The organism is Tistrella sp. (genome assembly GCF_002684955.1).
In the GTDB taxonomy this organism is placed as follows: Bacteria; Pseudomonadota; Alphaproteobacteria; order Tistrellales; family Tistrellaceae; genus Tistrella; species Tistrella mobilis.
In genome coordinates, this window is record NZ_NYWI01000035.1 from 34,752 (window position 1) to 49,397 (window position 14,646).

The 14,646-nt window shown below is 68.0% G+C and carries 11 protein-coding genes and 1 tRNA gene; all 12 read left to right on the forward strand.

Annotated elements, in window-relative coordinates:
• Positions 1–158 precede the first annotated feature (158 nt).
• The 12 genes from CMO28_RS12450 to cmr5 all read left to right on the forward strand — a co-directional run bounded on the left by CMO28_RS12450 (position 159) and on the right by cmr5 (position 14,431).
• The gene (locus CMO28_RS12450) at positions 159–1,781 is read left to right on the forward strand and encodes a 2-isopropylmalate synthase (protein ID WP_231889437.1); all 1,623 of its coding nucleotides are present in this window, start codon (positions 159–161) and stop codon (positions 1,779–1,781) included.
• A gap of 292 nt (positions 1,782–2,073) precedes the next feature.
• Entirely contained in the window at positions 2,074–3,114 is a 1,041-nt protein-coding gene (locus CMO28_RS12455) for a rod shape-determining protein (protein WP_014744280.1), read from the forward strand.
• Between the two features lie 199 nt (positions 3,115–3,313).
• The gene (gene mreC, locus CMO28_RS12460; RefSeq protein ID WP_062764747.1) at positions 3,314–4,219 is read left to right on the forward strand and encodes a rod shape-determining protein MreC; all 906 of its coding nucleotides are present in this window, start codon (positions 3,314–3,316) and stop codon (positions 4,217–4,219) included.
• Between the two features lie 16 nt (positions 4,220–4,235).
• The gene (mreD, locus tag CMO28_RS12465) at positions 4,236–4,751 is read left to right on the forward strand and encodes a rod shape-determining protein MreD (RefSeq protein ID WP_296713898.1); all 516 of its coding nucleotides are present in this window, start codon (positions 4,236–4,238) and stop codon (positions 4,749–4,751) included.
• Between the two features lie 85 nt (positions 4,752–4,836).
• Positions 4,837–6,843 (forward strand): penicillin-binding protein 2, encoded by a 2,007-nt coding sequence (mrdA, locus tag CMO28_RS12470; protein ID WP_296713900.1) that lies wholly within the window; start codon positions 4,837–4,839, stop codon positions 6,841–6,843.
• Positions 6,840–7,991 carry a rod shape-determining protein RodA gene (gene rodA, locus CMO28_RS12475; RefSeq protein ID WP_296713902.1) on the forward strand — a complete coding sequence of 384 codons (1,152 nt, stop codon included), beginning with the start codon at positions 6,840–6,842 and terminating at the stop codon, positions 7,989–7,991. Before mrdA ends, rodA begins: the two co-directional genes overlap by 4 nt.
• A 105-nt stretch (positions 7,992–8,096) precedes the next feature.
• Positions 8,097–8,172, forward strand: a tRNA-Lys gene (locus CMO28_RS12480).
• A 309-nt stretch (positions 8,173–8,481) separates the two neighbouring features.
• Positions 8,482–9,912: an RAMP superfamily CRISPR-associated protein gene (locus tag CMO28_RS12485; protein WP_323755089.1), complete on the forward strand. Its 1,431-nt coding sequence runs from the start codon at positions 8,482–8,484 to the stop codon at positions 9,910–9,912.
• Positions 9,909–11,987 (forward strand): type III-B CRISPR-associated protein Cas10/Cmr2, encoded by a 2,079-nt coding sequence (cas10, locus tag CMO28_RS12490; protein ID WP_296713905.1) that lies wholly within the window; start codon positions 9,909–9,911, stop codon positions 11,985–11,987. Before CMO28_RS12485 ends, cas10 begins: the two co-directional genes overlap by 4 nt.
• Positions 11,980–13,152 carry a type III-B CRISPR module-associated Cmr3 family protein gene (locus CMO28_RS12495; RefSeq protein WP_296713907.1) on the forward strand — a complete coding sequence of 391 codons (1,173 nt, stop codon included), beginning with the start codon at positions 11,980–11,982 and terminating at the stop codon, positions 13,150–13,152. The genes cas10 and CMO28_RS12495 overlap by 8 nt, the downstream gene beginning before the upstream one ends.
• Positions 13,149–14,021: a type III-B CRISPR module RAMP protein Cmr4 gene (gene cmr4 / locus CMO28_RS12500; protein ID WP_296713908.1), complete on the forward strand. Its 873-nt coding sequence runs from the start codon at positions 13,149–13,151 to the stop codon at positions 14,019–14,021. Before CMO28_RS12495 ends, cmr4 begins: the two co-directional genes overlap by 4 nt.
• Entirely contained in the window at positions 14,018–14,431 is a 414-nt protein-coding gene (gene cmr5 / locus CMO28_RS12505; protein ID WP_296713910.1) for a type III-B CRISPR module-associated protein Cmr5, read from the forward strand. The genes cmr4 and cmr5 overlap by 4 nt, the downstream gene beginning before the upstream one ends.
• Positions 14,432–14,646: the final 215 nt, after the last annotated feature.

Sequence of the window (14,646 nt, forward strand, 5' to 3'; positions counted from 1 at the left end):
TCACCTGCGTAAACCACGGGTGACACACGCTCAGGGGACAAGAGACAGACCCGCATGCCCGGCGCAGGATGCCGGTGCGTGCCGACCCCGTCCGGGCCCTTCCCAACCGCATCGCCCGCGGCCCCGGCCCGTCTCTCTTCGAAGCAAGGCAGTTTCAGATGACCACCGAGACCAATCCCGCCCGTCAGCCGGTCGACACCACCCGTGCCGCCGAGGTCAATGCCGGCGACCGCGTCGTGATCTTCGACACCACGCTGCGTGACGGCGAGCAGTGCCCCGGCGCCTCGATGACGCTGGACGAGAAGCTGCGCGTCGCCGAGATGCTGGAGCGCCTGGGCGTCGACGTGATCGAGGCCGGCTTCGCCATCGCCTCCAACGGCGATTTCGAATCGGTCTACAAGATCGCCGAGCGATCGCGTGAGGCGGTGATCTGCAGTCTGGCGCGTGCGAAGCATGCCGATATCGAGCGCGCGGCCGAGGCGCTGAAGCCGGCCCGCCGCCGCCGCATCCACACCTTCATCTCCACCAGCCCGCTGCATCGCAAGTTCAAGCTGAACATGGACGAGGCGCAGGTGCTGGAGGCGATCGCCGACAGCGTCTCCTTCGCCCGCCGCTTCACCGACGACGTGGAATGGTCCTGCGAGGACGGCACCCGCACCGAGCCGGAGTTCCTGTACCGGGCCATCGAGGTGGCGATCGCCAATGGCGCCACCACCATCAACGTGCCCGACACCGTCGGCTATACCATGCCCGAGGAATATATCGGCCTGATCCGGGCGATCCGGAACAATGTGCCGAACATCGACAAGGCGATCCTGTCGGCGCATTGCCACAATGATCTGGGCCTGGCGGTAGCGAACTCTCTGGCCGCGGTCTCGGCCGGTGCGCGCCAGGTGGAATGCACCATCAACGGCATCGGCGAGCGCGCGGGCAATGCGGCGCTGGAAGAGATCGTGATGGCGATGCGCACCCGCGCCGATCTGATGGGTGTGGGCACCGGCATCGACACCACCCTGATCACCCAGGCTTCGCAGCTGGTCTCGTCGGTCACCGGCTTCCCGATCCAGTACAACAAGTCGATCGTGGGCCGGAACGCCTTCGCGCATGAAAGCGGCATCCATCAGGACGGCATGCTGAAGAATGCCCAGACCTACGAGATCATGACGCCGGAATCGGTGGGCGTGAACAAGTCGTCGCTGGTGATGGGCAAGCATTCCGGCCGCCATGCCTTCAAGACCAAGCTGAAGGAACTGGGCTTCGAGCTGGGCGACAACGCCCTGGAAGATGCCTTCCGCCGCTTCAAGGATCTGGCCGACCGCAAGAAGACCGTGTTCGACGACGACCTGGTCGCCCTGGTGTCGGACGGTGCCGGCCACGAGGGTGAAAGCCTGAAGCTGACGGCGCTGTCGGTTGCCTGCGGCATCGGCGTCGACCATGTCGCCACCGTCACCATCGAGCGCGAGGGCACGGCCCACAGCGCCAGCGCCAGCGGCAACGGCCCGGTGGATGCCGCCTTCAACGCCATCGGCCAGGCGATCCCGCACGAAGCGGTGCTGCAGCTCTATCAGGTCCATGCCGTGACCGAGGGCACCGATGCCCAGGCGCGGGTGACCGTACGTCTGGGCGCCCGCGGCCGCAGCCATGGCGGCATCGGCGCCGATCCCGATACCGTGGTCGCCTCGGCCAGCGCCTATGTGAACGCGCTCGCCAAGCTGCTCGAAAAGGCGGCGGATGCGCCGGAAGAGGCGGCGGATCCGTCGATCCGCAGCGCCGCCATCTGATCACGCCCGGCTTGCCTGTTTCGGCGCCCCCGCCGGACACGACGCCCGCCCGGGAACGGCCCCCGCCCGTTCCCCGCGCGGGCGTCGTCGCGTTCGATGCGCTGACACCGAATTGACGGTTTCAATGCGGTGCGGTTTGTGGCGTAATCTCGCCGCGTTCGCCCCCGACCGTCCCAGAGCGCGCAGACCCTTGCGCGCAGCCCGGACGGTAACCGGGGCGCAGGCTTCGACGCCGCCGGCGCACCCCCGGTCCGGGCACTGACAGTCAGATCCAGCGAGCAAAGCCAGCTACATGTTCTCGAGCCTCCTCGGCATTCTCTCGGCCGACATGGCCATCGACCTCGGCACCGCCAACACGCTCGTCTACGTGAAGGGCCGGGGTATCGTGCTCAACGAGCCGTCGGTGGTTGCGATCATGAACGTCAAGGGCAAGAAGCAGGTCCTCGCCGTGGGCGAAGAGGCCAAGCTGATGCTCGGCCGCACACCCGGCAATATCGAGGCGATCCGCCCGCTGCGTGACGGCGTCATCGCGGATTTCGAAGTCGCCGAAGAGATGATCAAGCACTTCATCCGCAAGGTGCACAACCGGCGTACCTTTGCGAGCCCGCAGATCATCGTCTGCGTGCCCTCGGGCTCGACCGCGGTGGAACGCCGGGCCATCCAGGAATCGGCCGAAAGCGCCGGCGCGCGCCGGGTGTTCCTGATCGAGGAGCCGATGGCGGCCGCGATCGGTGCCGGCCTGCCGGTCACCGAGCCGACGGGCTCGATGGTGGTCGATATCGGCGGCGGCACCACCGAGGTGGCGGTGCTGTCGCTGGGCGGCATCGTCTATTCGCGCTCGGTGCGCGTGGGCGGCGACAAGATGGACGAGGCGATCATCGCCTATATCCGCCGCAATCATAACCTGCTGATCGGCGAGTCGAGCGCCGAGCGGATCAAGACCGAGGTCGGCTCCGCCTGTCCGCCCGCCGATGGCGACGGCAAGGTGCTGCAGATCAAGGGCCGCGACCTGATGCACGGCGTGCCGCGCGAGATCGTGATCACCGAACGCCAGATCGCCGAAAGCCTGGCCGAACCGGTGGGGCAGATCGTCGAGTCGGTGAAGGTCGCGCTGGAGCACACCGCCCCGGAACTCGCCGCCGACATCGTCGACAAGGGCATCGTGCTGACCGGCGGCGGGGCGCTGCTGGGCAATCTGGATCTGGTGCTGCGCAATGCGACCGGCCTGCCGGTCTCGATCGCCGATGATCCGCTCTCCTGCGTGGCGCTGGGCACCGGCCGGGCGCTGGAAGAGATGAAGAAGCTGAAGCACGTCCTCTACGAACAGTACTGACTCTTCAAGCAGTGCTGGCCGGCGATCGGATCGTCGGTAAAGAAATCCTTAAGGTCTTTCCGGAAGCCGGCAGTTGACGCCCGCCATCCGGGAAGACCTGTCCTGCAGACACAATGATGTCCGGACCATGGTCTTGCGGCCGTCATTATGCCATGCTTGAAGATCAGTCGAGCCCCTCAGCCTCGGGGAGAACGCTCCGGTGAAGCCGCTCGGATACGGCCGCGCCGTGGCTCAGCCACTCAGACAGCTCGCCCATCGCTTCGCCTTCGGAGCGCTGGTGGTGGGCTCCGTCGGTCTGATGATCGCGACGCGCTTCGACGTCGTGCCCGTCACCGATCTGCGCACCGCCATCGCCGACGCGTCCACGCCGGCGCTGGAACTGTTCTCGCGCCCGGTCGCCAGCCTGACCGGGCTGACCGACCGGATCGGCACGCTGACCGATCTTGCCGCCGAGAACGCCCGTCTGACCGAACAGAACGAGCGCCTGCGCCATTGGGAGCAGGTGGCACTCAGGCTTGCGGCCGAGAACACGGCGCTGCGCCGGCAGCTGGGCGTGGTGCCCGATCCCGAACAGCGCTTCCTGTCGGCGCGGATTCTGGCCGATACCGGCGGGCCCTTCGTGCGCACCCTGTTGATTTCGGCCGGCGCCCGCGACGGCATGGCCCGCGACGGGATTGCCGTCACCTCGGCCGGTCTGGTCGGCCGCGTGATCCAGGTGGGCGAAACCTCGTCGCGCCTGCTGCTGCTCTCGGATCTGAACAGCCGCGTGCCGGTGACGGTGGAAACCCCGGACGGGGCCGCCCAGCGGGCCATACTGGCCGGCGACAATTCGCCGCGTCCGGCGCTCGCCTATCTGCCGCCCCATGTGATGCCCGAGGTGGGCGCGCGGGTGGTGACATCGGGCGAGGGCGGCATCTTCCCGCCCGGCCTGGCCGTCGGCCGGGTGATCTCGGTCGAAGAGGGCCAGATCCGGGTCGAACCCTTCGTGGACTGGCGGCGGCTGGATTTCGTGCGCATCCTGCTCGGCACCGAGCTGCATCCGGAAGGGGCGCCCGAGGTTTCGCCGGCCCTGCCGGTGGCACCGGCGCCGGCCCGCAGCCAGTGACGGCCGGCGGAGGGGCATGAACGACACCCTGTTGCAGAAGCTCGACCGTCAGGTGCGGGCTTCGGTGCCCTTCCTGGTGAGCCTGGCCTTCGTGCTGGTCGCCGCAGCCCCCTGGTCGCGCCTGGGCGGCACCGCCATGGTGCCCTGGCCGGTGCTGATCGCGGTGACCTATTGGAGCATCTACCGCCCGGACCGGCTGCCCTACTGGTCGGTCTTCATCCTGGGGCTGGTGGAGGATGCGATCGGCTGGGGACCGTTCGGCCAGACGGCACTGGTGCTGCTGGTGGTCCGGGCGATCCTGGTCAGCCAGCGGAAAGTCTTCCGCGGCAAGTCGTTCCTGCTGATCTGGGCGGCTTTTGCGGCGGTGGCACTGGTTGCCTGCAGCCTGGTGTGGGTCACCACCATGATCTATGCCTGGTCGGCGCTGTCGCCGGCCCCGGCGGTGGCGCAGTGGATGGCGAGCGTTGCGGCCTATCCGCCGGCTGCATGGCTGCTGGGCCAGATCCACGCGCTGGCGCTGCGCCGGCAGTGATCCTATCTTCACGGGGGCCGGCCCGGACCGGCCCCCGGCGGCGCAGCGCCCTTCCTCTGCGCGTCGACTTTCGGTGCCCTGCTCCATGCGTGACGAACAGAACCGCCACCGGCTCATCACCCGCCGCACCCTGCTGCTGGGCGGCGCCCAGCTGGCGCTGACCGGCGTGCTGGGCGCGCGCATGTGGTATCTGCAGGTGGCCGAAGCCGACCGCTACAAGACGCTGGCCGACGACAACCGGATCAGCCTGCGCCTGCTGGCGCCGCCGCGCGGCCGGATCTTCGATCGTGACGGCCGGCCGCTGGCGCTCAACCGCGAGAATTACCGCCTGCTGGTCGTGCCCGAACAGGCGGTGGATCTGGAGCAGGTCCTCTCCCAGCTCTCCCGGCTCGTGACACTGCCCGAGGACGTTCAGGCCCGGGTGGTGCGCGAGGCGGAACGGCGGCGGCGGTTCTCGGCCCTGCCGGTGCGCGACAACCTGACCTGGGACGAGGTCGCCAAGGTCGAGGTCAACGGGCCGGATCTGGCCGGCGTGATGATCGATGTCGGCCTTGCCCGCGAATATCCGATGGGCGCCACCATGGCCCATATCATCGGCTATGTCGGCGCCCCGGCCGAGAAGGATCTGGACGGCGACCCGCTGCTGGAACTGCCCGATTTCCGGATCGGCAAATCGGGGATCGAGCGCGCGGCGGAGCCGCGGCTGCGCGGCCGTGCCGGCACCATCCGGGTGGAGGTCAATGCCTATGGCCGCGAGATCCGCGAACTGGACCGGGCCGAAGGTGTGCCGGGCGACGATGTCCAGCTGACCATCGATGCCGATCTGCAGACCTTCACCACTGCCCGGCTCGCCTTCGACAGCGCGGCCGCGGTGGTGATGGACATCCATTCGGGCGACATTCTGGCCGCGGCCTCGGTGCCGACCTTCGACCCGATGCTCTTCGACCGCGGCATCTCCATGGCCGAGTGGACGGAGCTGACCTCCAACCCGCGAGCGCCGCTGATCAACAAGGCGCTGGGCGGCCAGTACCCGCCCGGCTCCACCTTCAAGATGGTGGTGGCGCTGGCGGCGCTGGAAGCGGGCGTGATCCCGCGCGACCACACCGTCTTCTGCCCCGGCCATCTGGACATGGGCGACAACCGCTTCCATTGCTGGCGGCGCGGCGGCCATGGCGAGGTCGGCGTGGTGGAAGCCATCGCCCAGTCCTGCGACGTGTTCTTCTACGACATCGCCCGCCGGGTGGGCATCGATGCCATCGCCGCCATGGGCCAGCGCTTCGGCCTGGGCCACCGGCTGCAGATCGGCCTGCCGGGGGAACGCCCGGGACTGATGCCGACCAAGGACTGGAAGATGGCCGCCCGTGGCCGTGGCTGGACCCAGGGCGAGACCCTGATCGCCGGCATCGGCCAGGGCTATGTCCTGTCGACCCCGCTTCAGCTGGCGGTGATGACGGCGCGGCTGGCCAATGGCGGCCGGGCGGGGGTGCCGCGGCTTTATCGCGAGATCGACGATGCCCGTGCGGCCGGCGCGCAGCTCTGGAACGTGGCGGCCCCCGCTGCCGGCACCGGGCTGGATCCGGCGGTGCCGCTGCCCGAAAGCGGCATTCAGCTGGCCGATAGCATGGGCATCGACCGCAGCCATATGGAACTGGTGCTGGAAGGCATGCGCCGGGTGGTGAACAACCGCCGCGGCACTGCGCACAAGGCGGCGATCGAGGATCCGGCCTATGCCTATGCCGGCAAGACCGGCACCGCCCAGGTGCGGCGCATCAGCCGGGCGGAGCGCGAAAGCGGCCGCTACAAGGCGGCCGACGTGCCCTGGCTTGAACGCGATCATGCGCTGTTTGTGGGCTATGCGCCGCTCGGCGCCCCGCGCTATGCCTGTTCCTGCATCATCGAACATGGCGGCAGCGGCAGCGGCGTCGCGGCGCCGGTGGTGGCCGACATCCTGCGGGCGACGATTGCGCTGGGGGCCGAGCGCGAGCGTCGCGGCAACCGGCCGCCGGCACCGCAGCCGCAGCCGGCAGGAGCCGGGCGCCCCGATCGCATCGTCCGGGGCCCCGGACGTCCGGGCCAAGGGGAGGCGACATGAGCCTGCACGATCATTCCGCCCCGGCCAGCCTGGGCCTGGCCCAGCGCATCCGGTCGTTCGGCTGGGGGCTTCTGGCCCTGCTGACCATGGTGGCCGGCACCGGCTTTCTGGTGCTCTATTCCGCCGCCAATGGCAGTTTTTCCCCCTGGGCCGATGCGCAGATGATCCGTTTCGCCATCGGCGTGGTGCTGATGGTGGTGATCGGGCTGACCCATCTGAAGCTCTGGTTACGGCTTGCCTATCCGCTCTATGGCGTGGCCCTGCTGCTGCTGGTGGCGGTGGAGATCATGGGCGATATCGGCATGGGCGCCCAGCGCTGGATCGATCTCGGCTTCTTTCAGCTTCAGCCGTCGGAGGTGATGAAGATCGCCATCGTGCTGGCGCTGGCCCGCTATTTCCACGGCTGCACGGCCGAGGATATCCGCCGGCCGGTCACCCTGCTGCTGCCGCTGGCGATGGTGGCAGCACCGGCGCTGCTGGTGCTGCGCCAGCCCGATCTCGGCACCACCGGCATGCTGATCCTGGGGGCGGGCGCGACCTTCTTCGTGGCGGGGGTACGGGCCTGGAAGTTCCTGGTGGTGCTGGCGCTGTTCGGCGCCTCGCTGCCGGTCGGCTGGTCGATGCTGCACGAATACCAGCGCCAGCGCGTGCTGACCTTCATGGACCCGTCGCGTGATCCGCTGGGCGCCGGCTATCACATCACCCAGTCCAAGATCGCGCTGGGTTCCGGGGGCGTCACCGGCAAGGGCTTCATGCAGGGCACCCAAAGCCATCTGAGCTTTCTGCCCGAAAAGCAGACCGACTTCATCTTCACCATGTATGCCGAGGAATTCGGCCTGATCGGGGGCATCCTGCTGCTGCTGCTGTTCGTGTCGGTGGTGCTCTATGCGCTCTCGGTCTCGCTCAGGGCCCGCACGGTGTTCGGGCGGCTGGTCGCGGCGGGTGTGGGGACGACCTTCTTCTTCTACTACTTCATCAACATCGCGATGGTGATGGGGTTGATCCCGGTGGTGGGCGTGCCGCTGCCGATGGTGTCATACGGTGGCACGCAGATGATGACCCTGATGATCGCCTTCGGCCTGCTCGCCTGCGTGAACACCCACCGCGACGTCCAGCTGCGCCGCCAGCCCGGGCTGGAGGGCTATTGAAAACAGGGGCGAAATTCGGGGCGTCGGAAAAAATTCATGGGACATAGAAAAACCCTCTTGGCAGACCCCGCTTTCCCTTGTTATAAGCCGCGCACCGCACGATGCGGGCGCATAGCTCAGTTGGTAGAGCAGCTGACTCTTAATCAGCGGGTCCAAGGTTCGAGTCCTTGTGCGCCCACCAAATTCGAAAAGAGCGTCATCAGAAATGATGGCGCTCTTTTTTTATGCGTCCAGGGCTGATTTGATGCCCTCAGGGCTGACGTGCACTGCGGCCCAGTGGCCCTGACGCCGATACTGGCACTGACCAGCCTTTACATACCTGCGATCTTGTGGCCGAGGGTGACGTTTCCCCCTCTTGTCGGGCAACGCATGTCCGTGAAACGTCACATCGGCCGGTTTCCTGGTGACATATCATCTGCCACGTGCCAACAATAAAACCTGTTGGTTGTGGAGTCGGATTATTGCCGGCACCGATGGTCGGGTGGTGGTTATGGCGCGCGGCACTGAGATTCTTGCACGGTTTCAGACGACGACACCGATGTTCCCCGGTGAGGCCGGCGGGTCGGACGGGATAATGGGGGCGGAGATCCGACCGACGGCGATCAAGGCGGCGCTGCGGTTCTGGTGGCGCAGTCTGGCCTATGCCCGGCTCGGGAACGATACGGCCGCCCTCAAACGGGAAGAGGACGCGCTGTTCGGTGCCCCTGCCGACGACGAGGGCGGCAGGCAGAGACGCGGCGGCACCGCGCGTGGACAGGCTGCGTTCATGCTGCGGCTCACCTCTGCGCCGGCGGCGGAGACCGATCTGTTTCCGCAGGGCTTGCCCGCGCCTGCGGAAATCGATGGTGCTGCCATCCCGGGTGGCGTGGCCTATCTGGGGTACGGCCCGATTCTCTACAGCAGGGATCTGGGGGGACCGGCCTTTCATCGCCGGGGAATCAAGCCGGGCACGATCTTCTCGGTAGCTCTTCGCTGCCGGGCGGATAGCGATGTCGATGGGCTGATCGCGGCGCTGAAGCTGTTCGGTCTGCTTGGCGGCATGGGGGCACGCAGCCGCCGCGGTTTCGGCAGTGTGGCCCTGCTCGACCTCGTGCGGGACGGCGAGGTGATCTTCAATCAGCCCGAGACTTTGCGCGACTATGTCCAGCAACTGAAAGCGGTGCTGCCGGGGACTTACGTCGCCTCCGCCGGGGCCCGCCCCGACTGGTCCGCCTTCGCGCCGGGCCGCGACGGGATGCGTGGCAGCGTCTGCGCCATCGTCGCGGCCGGCAAGGCGGTGCCTCTGGCCGGTCAGGCCCCGACTGCACGACGGCCGCAGCGGCAGGGGCAGCGCGGTTCCGGGGGACCTGTATCGTTACAGGCCGCTCTGGAATTCATGCCTCCCTCATGGTTGCAAACGCTGAACATGCTCGGTGTCGGCATGATGCTTTATCGCAGCTCTGGCCGGAATGGAAAGATCGCCTACCGGGACAAACCGGCATGGCGGCAGTTCCACGAGGATCACGACTGGTTCTATGAAATTGCTGGAGGGCGAAGGGCGGAGCGTGTGCCCGAGCGCGTGGCATTCGGTGTGCCTCTGCCCTTTTACAGCTCAACAACCAGGGGGAAGGTGACGGTTGGCGCCGCTGCTGCCACCCGCGACCGCCGGGCGAGCCCGGTGTTGATGCATGTTCACCGTGTCGGGCAGGATTATCTGGGCGTCGTCACCATCCTGCCGGGGCGCTATCTGCCCGACGGCGACAGCTTCGGCGTGAAGCGCGGGGAGCAACCGGCCGGGACGGTCACGGCGCTTCCGCCGGAGGGTTTCGATTTCGATCCGCTGTTCGACCTGATCGACGGTCATGGTCGTCCTCCCCACCGCCAATCCCCGTTTCGGGTGGTGGATGGCGGCTGGATCCTGACCGGACGGCCGGCGTCATGACCGGGGTGGCCATGCGGCGGTTGATGGTGTCGATCGGGCCGGTGCAGGGCTTCGTGGCCCAGGCGCGGCGGACGCGGGACCTTTGGGCAGGATCCTTTCTGCTCTCGTGGCTGACCGGCAAGGCCATGGCGGCGGTAACCGCTGCAGGGGGGCGGATTCTGGTCCCGGCAGTGGACGAGGATCCGCTGTTTCTGGCGATCACCGGAGCACCCTCGGGTCTGGCGGCGGCGCCCTTCATCGGGTCGCTGACCAATCAGTTCTCGGCCGATCTGCCCGAAGGGGTGGATCCGGCGATCTGTCGCAAGGCGGTGCAGGATGCCTGGTGCGGGCTGGGCCAGGCGGTCCGCGACACCTTCGTCACCAAGGCCGTAGCGGATACGGCGAAAGGCGGCCGGCCTGGTCTGGATGCGCTCTGGGACCGGCAGATGGCCGGCTTCTGGGAGGTGATCTGGGTGGCCGGGCCGCAGCTGCCACCAGCAGAAACGGGGCACTGGCTTGCCATGCGCAAGAACTGGCGTGCCCATCTCCGCAGTGGCCCCACCGGTGCCGATGGAGGCGACAACTGTCTGCTGATGGGGGACTGGCCGGAACTGTCGGGCTGGCTGCGTTCGGTGCGATCCGAACGGGCGAAGCAGGATGCGTTCTGGGCGGCGCTGCGCCGGGCGGTGCGGGAAAAGCCGACCGATGTCGACACGCTGGAACTTGCCGAGGGGGAACGCCTGTCGGCGATCGCCCTTGTGAAGCGGCTGTTTCCGGTGCTGCCCGAACCGGTGCTGAAGCGTGCGATCGGCTGGGTACCGGGGGGCAGCCGCGACCGGCTGAGATCCTGGCCGTCCACCCGCTATATGGCGGCTCTGCCCTGGATGCAGCGGTTGCAGGCCGATCAGGCCGGCAAGGCACTGGCCCGGACCTATGCGGACGAAATCGGCCGGGAGACGGAGCTTGCCGGTTATCGTGTGGCCGAACGGCACGCCTATCGTCATCTCGGTCTGCCCGAGCAGGCAGGCTTCATGGCGCTGGACGGCAATCTGTTTTTCGACGCTGCTCTGGCCAATCCGCGGGAATTCAAAGTTTCCGACGTCACCCGGAAGAGGTTACGGACCCGGTTGGCGAAGCTGATCGACGAGGGCGGCATCGGGGCCCCTTCGCCCTATTACGCCGTGCTGCTGATGGATGGCGACAATGTCGGTGCGTTGATCCGCAGCGCCGGGGTTGATCCCGTGACTGCGCTGTTTTCGGGCTTTACCGCCCAGGTCGACACCCGGGTCCGATCGGCGCGCGGGGCCACCATCTATGCCGGCGGCGACGATGTGATGGCGCTGCTGCCTCTGCCGGATGCGATCGCCTGTGCCCGGGACCTGCAGCGGGCCTATCGGGATGCTGCCCACAAGGCAGCCGCAGCCTCCGGACTGGCGCCAACGGCAGCGGCCGCGTTCGTCGCCGCGGCCACGATTTCCGCCGGCATCGTCTTCGCCGAAGCGGCCGTCCCGCTCCGGCTGGTGCTGGAGCGGGCGCGGACGCTGCTCAAGGATCTGGCCAAGACCGCCAATGGCCGCAACAGTCTGGCACTCGCCATACTGAAGCCGGGCGGCAAGGATCGCGAGTGGGTTTCCGCCTGGGATGGCCCCGCTGTCGACGCGCTGGTTCGCATGGTCGACGGCATGGTCAATCCGCGGGAGGTCAGGGTCTCGTCGGGCTTCATTCATGCGCTCGCCGGCCCGTTCGGCACAATGCTGGCCGGGCTTCATGCGGCAGACGACCTGCCGGATTTCGATGACGACCGCCTGCTGGATCTGCTGATCGAGACCTTTCGGGGCGATCCGTCGACACGCACATTGAGCGAGGCGCAGCTCCGCACCGTCATGGTCGACTACCGCAACCTCTGCTGCCGCATGCGGGGCGATGGAGGCAAGACCGCCGCCTTCGATCCCGGGGCCGGGCTGGTTCTGCGCTTTCTGGCCGAGAACATGCCCGCCGCGACGAAGCCCGAGCCCGAACCGGAGCAGGGGCCCGAACCGGATCAGAGGCCCGAACCGGATCAGAAGTCCGAGACAGGGGAGGCGAAGGATGGCTGAACCTTCGGCCCTGCTGTTCGTTTTCGAACCGCTGGATACGCTGTTCTTCCGCACCGGCCGGCCCTTCAACCAGGACGATCCGGGGGCCGCCCTTGCGGAAAGCCTGTTCCCGCCCAACCCGCCCACCCTGGTGGGGGCGCTGCGGGCCGCCCTTGCGCGTCTTCTGGGCTGGAGCGGGCAGAATGACTGGCCGGCCGACGTCAAGGCCGCGCTGGGCGATGGCGACCGGCTGGCCGCAGGCCTGCGTTTTCACGGGCCATGGTTGATGCGCAGAGAACCGGACGGGGGGTGGCACCGCCTTTATCCGGCCCCGGCCTCGGTGGTGGAAATGCCGGCGGGCACGCCGGCCGGGCGGCGGTTCCGGCGCCTCCAGCCCTCGGTGACCGTTCTGGAGACGGATCTGGGGCCCGATCCGATCCGTTTGCCGGCACCTGCCACCGACGAGCGCGACGCCGCATTCTGCCGGCGGCCGAATGGCCTGTGGTTGACCGCCGACGGTCTGTCGGCGGTTCTGAAGGGGAAGGTGCCGGGGCAGGCGCCGCCCGGTGCACCGCGCTGCTGGTACGATGAGGCGGAGCTTTGGGCCGTGGAACAACGGGTGGGTATCGGCCGCGATAACGCCACCCGCCGGGGGGAAGACGGCCATTTCTACATCGCCTCCCACATCCGCCCTGCCCGGGGCGTTGCCCTGGCGCTGCAGGTCTCGGGCCTGTCGGCAGAGCTGAGGGCGAAGGTCGAGGCGCACCGGGGGGAGCTGGGGGTGGTGTCGCTGGGCGGCGAGCATCGTGCCGCCTGGCTGAGCTGCGTCGCGCCGCCCCGGCCCATGTTCGAGCGCACGGCCGATGCGGCACGGCGCGTTGCCATTGCGCTGACCCCGGTCCGGGCGACCGCCGCCATGCTGGAACCGCAGGCATCGTTTGCGGGGCATGACGGGCTGAAGATCACCATGGTCAGCGCCCTGCGTGCCGACATCGCCGGCGGATGGGATTCGGTCGGAAGCCGCCCGATGGCGCAGCATCCGCTGCTCGCCCCCGGCACGACCTGGCACATCACCTGCGATCGGGACCTGCGGGATGAAGACCTCCCCCGCAGCCTGGGCGGCATGACCGACTGGGGATATGGCGAACTGATCTGGGGGCGTGACGCCTCGTCGGGGGGGACATGACACATCTGATGCTTGGCATGCTGGCCGAAACCTTTCTGCACCCGGGCACCGGCCAGACGGACGGAGCCATCGACCTTCGTGTGGCGCGTGAAAGCGTGACCCGCCACCCTTTCATTCCGGGATCGGGCATGAAGGGCGCGCTGAAGGCGCATTTTCGCGACCGGCCGCCGGCCGCCTGGCAGCCCGACGACCTCGCAAATGTCTTCGGCCTGGAGGATCGCGCGGGTGGTGTGCTGATATCGGATGCCCGCCTGCTGCTGCTGCCGGTGCGTTCGCTGTCGGCGCCCTATCTGTGGCTGACCTGCCCGCTGATCCTGGAACGCCTGGTGCGCGATCGGAGCCGCAGCGGTTTCGAAGCGCGGCCTCTGTCCGTGGCCCGGCAAGCGCTGGCGGCCCCCGGGCCCGGAGAGGTTCTGATGAACGACGTGGCCAGACACGACCGGATTTTTCTGGAGGACCGGCTGTTCAGCGTTGCCGGTGCCGTTCCCCCGGACGTCGTCAGCACCTTTGAGGCGCTGTTTCACGACGATGCCGCGCTGACCGCCGGCCGTCTGTTCCGCCAGCTTTGTATCGTGTCGGACGACGATTTCGCCTGGGCGGCCGACAATGCCCTGCCCGTGGCGGCGCACAATGTTCTGGCGGAAGGAACCAAGGCGAGCAGGAACCTGTGGTACGAGGAAAACCTGCCGCCGGACACCCTGCTCTATGCCACACTCAGCGCCCGCGGCGGCGGCGATGCCGGGTTCAAAACCCTGCATCGGGCAGTTGTGGACGACGCGGCCTGCGCCTGGCTGCGCATCGGCGCGAACGAGACCACCGGCCTTGGCTGGGTGGGTTGCCGCTGGCTTGCGCAGGGGGCGACGGCATGAGCGATCTGGAGCGGCTGAGGGCCGGGGCAGCCCATCAGGCGGTGATGGAGATCCGGGCCATGACGTCGGCCCGGGCCTATCGTCAGCGCATCCGCAGCCTGCCAGCCGAAATTGTGATCAACGGGCTGGGCCAGGCGCTGGCGATGCTTGTCCGGGACGGGGCATCGGACCGTCTGGAAGATGCGGCGGCGGCCAGAACCCTGATGGAGCATCTGCAGGCCTGGCTGTGCAGGGGGTTCCCGGCCAGCCCGCTCGCGGCTCGGAAGGGGCCGCTGGGGGAGAGGATCACGACCTGTAGCGACGCCACCTATGTCTGGGCAGGGGTGGAGGCGCAGGCCTATCTGCGCTGGCTGAAGAAGTTCGCCGAGGCCTATCTCGCCGATGCCGATGATGGGGGAAGACGTGGGTAAGCATAAATCAAAGGGCAGGGGAAGAGACCGGCGGCGACCGCCGGATCGGGTACGGGAAGAGGCGGCCTCGACACGCCAGCCGGGCCCTCTGCATATTCCGCGCACCTCCGCCTCGGCCCCGGCCGGGGGCGCCCTGATCATGCATGGGCGCCGGCTGCTTTCCGATGCCGGGCCTGCCCTGTCGGCAGCCGTCGACGGGCAAAGCGTGATGCCGC

Excerpts from the sequence above, each read along its gene's own strand:
- CMO28_RS12455 (WP_014744280.1), top strand. The coding sequence starts at position 2,074 with ATGTTCTCGAGCCTCCTCGGCATTCTCTCGGCCGACATGGCCATCGAC.
- CMO28_RS12495 (WP_296713907.1), top strand. The coding sequence starts at position 11,980 with ATGGCTGAACCTTCGGCCCTGCTGTTCGTTTTCGAACCGCTGGATACG.
- mreD (WP_296713898.1), top strand. The coding sequence starts at position 4,236 with ATGAACGACACCCTGTTGCAGAAGCTCGACCGTCAGGTGCGGGCTTCG.
- cas10 (WP_296713905.1), top strand. The coding sequence starts at position 9,909 with ATGACCGGGGTGGCCATGCGGCGGTTGATGGTGTCGATCGGGCCGGTG.
- mrdA (WP_296713900.1), top strand. The coding sequence starts at position 4,837 with ATGCGTGACGAACAGAACCGCCACCGGCTCATCACCCGCCGCACCCTG.
- CMO28_RS12485 (WP_323755089.1), top strand. The coding sequence starts at position 8,482 with ATGGCGCGCGGCACTGAGATTCTTGCACGGTTTCAGACGACGACACCG.
- CMO28_RS12450 (WP_231889437.1), top strand. The coding sequence starts at position 159 with ATGACCACCGAGACCAATCCCGCCCGTCAGCCGGTCGACACCACCCGT.
- cmr5 (WP_296713910.1), top strand. The coding sequence starts at position 14,018 with ATGAGCGATCTGGAGCGGCTGAGGGCCGGGGCAGCCCATCAGGCGGTG.
- rodA (WP_296713902.1), top strand. The coding sequence starts at position 6,840 with ATGAGCCTGCACGATCATTCCGCCCCGGCCAGCCTGGGCCTGGCCCAG.
- cmr4 (WP_296713908.1), top strand. The coding sequence starts at position 13,149 with ATGACACATCTGATGCTTGGCATGCTGGCCGAAACCTTTCTGCACCCG.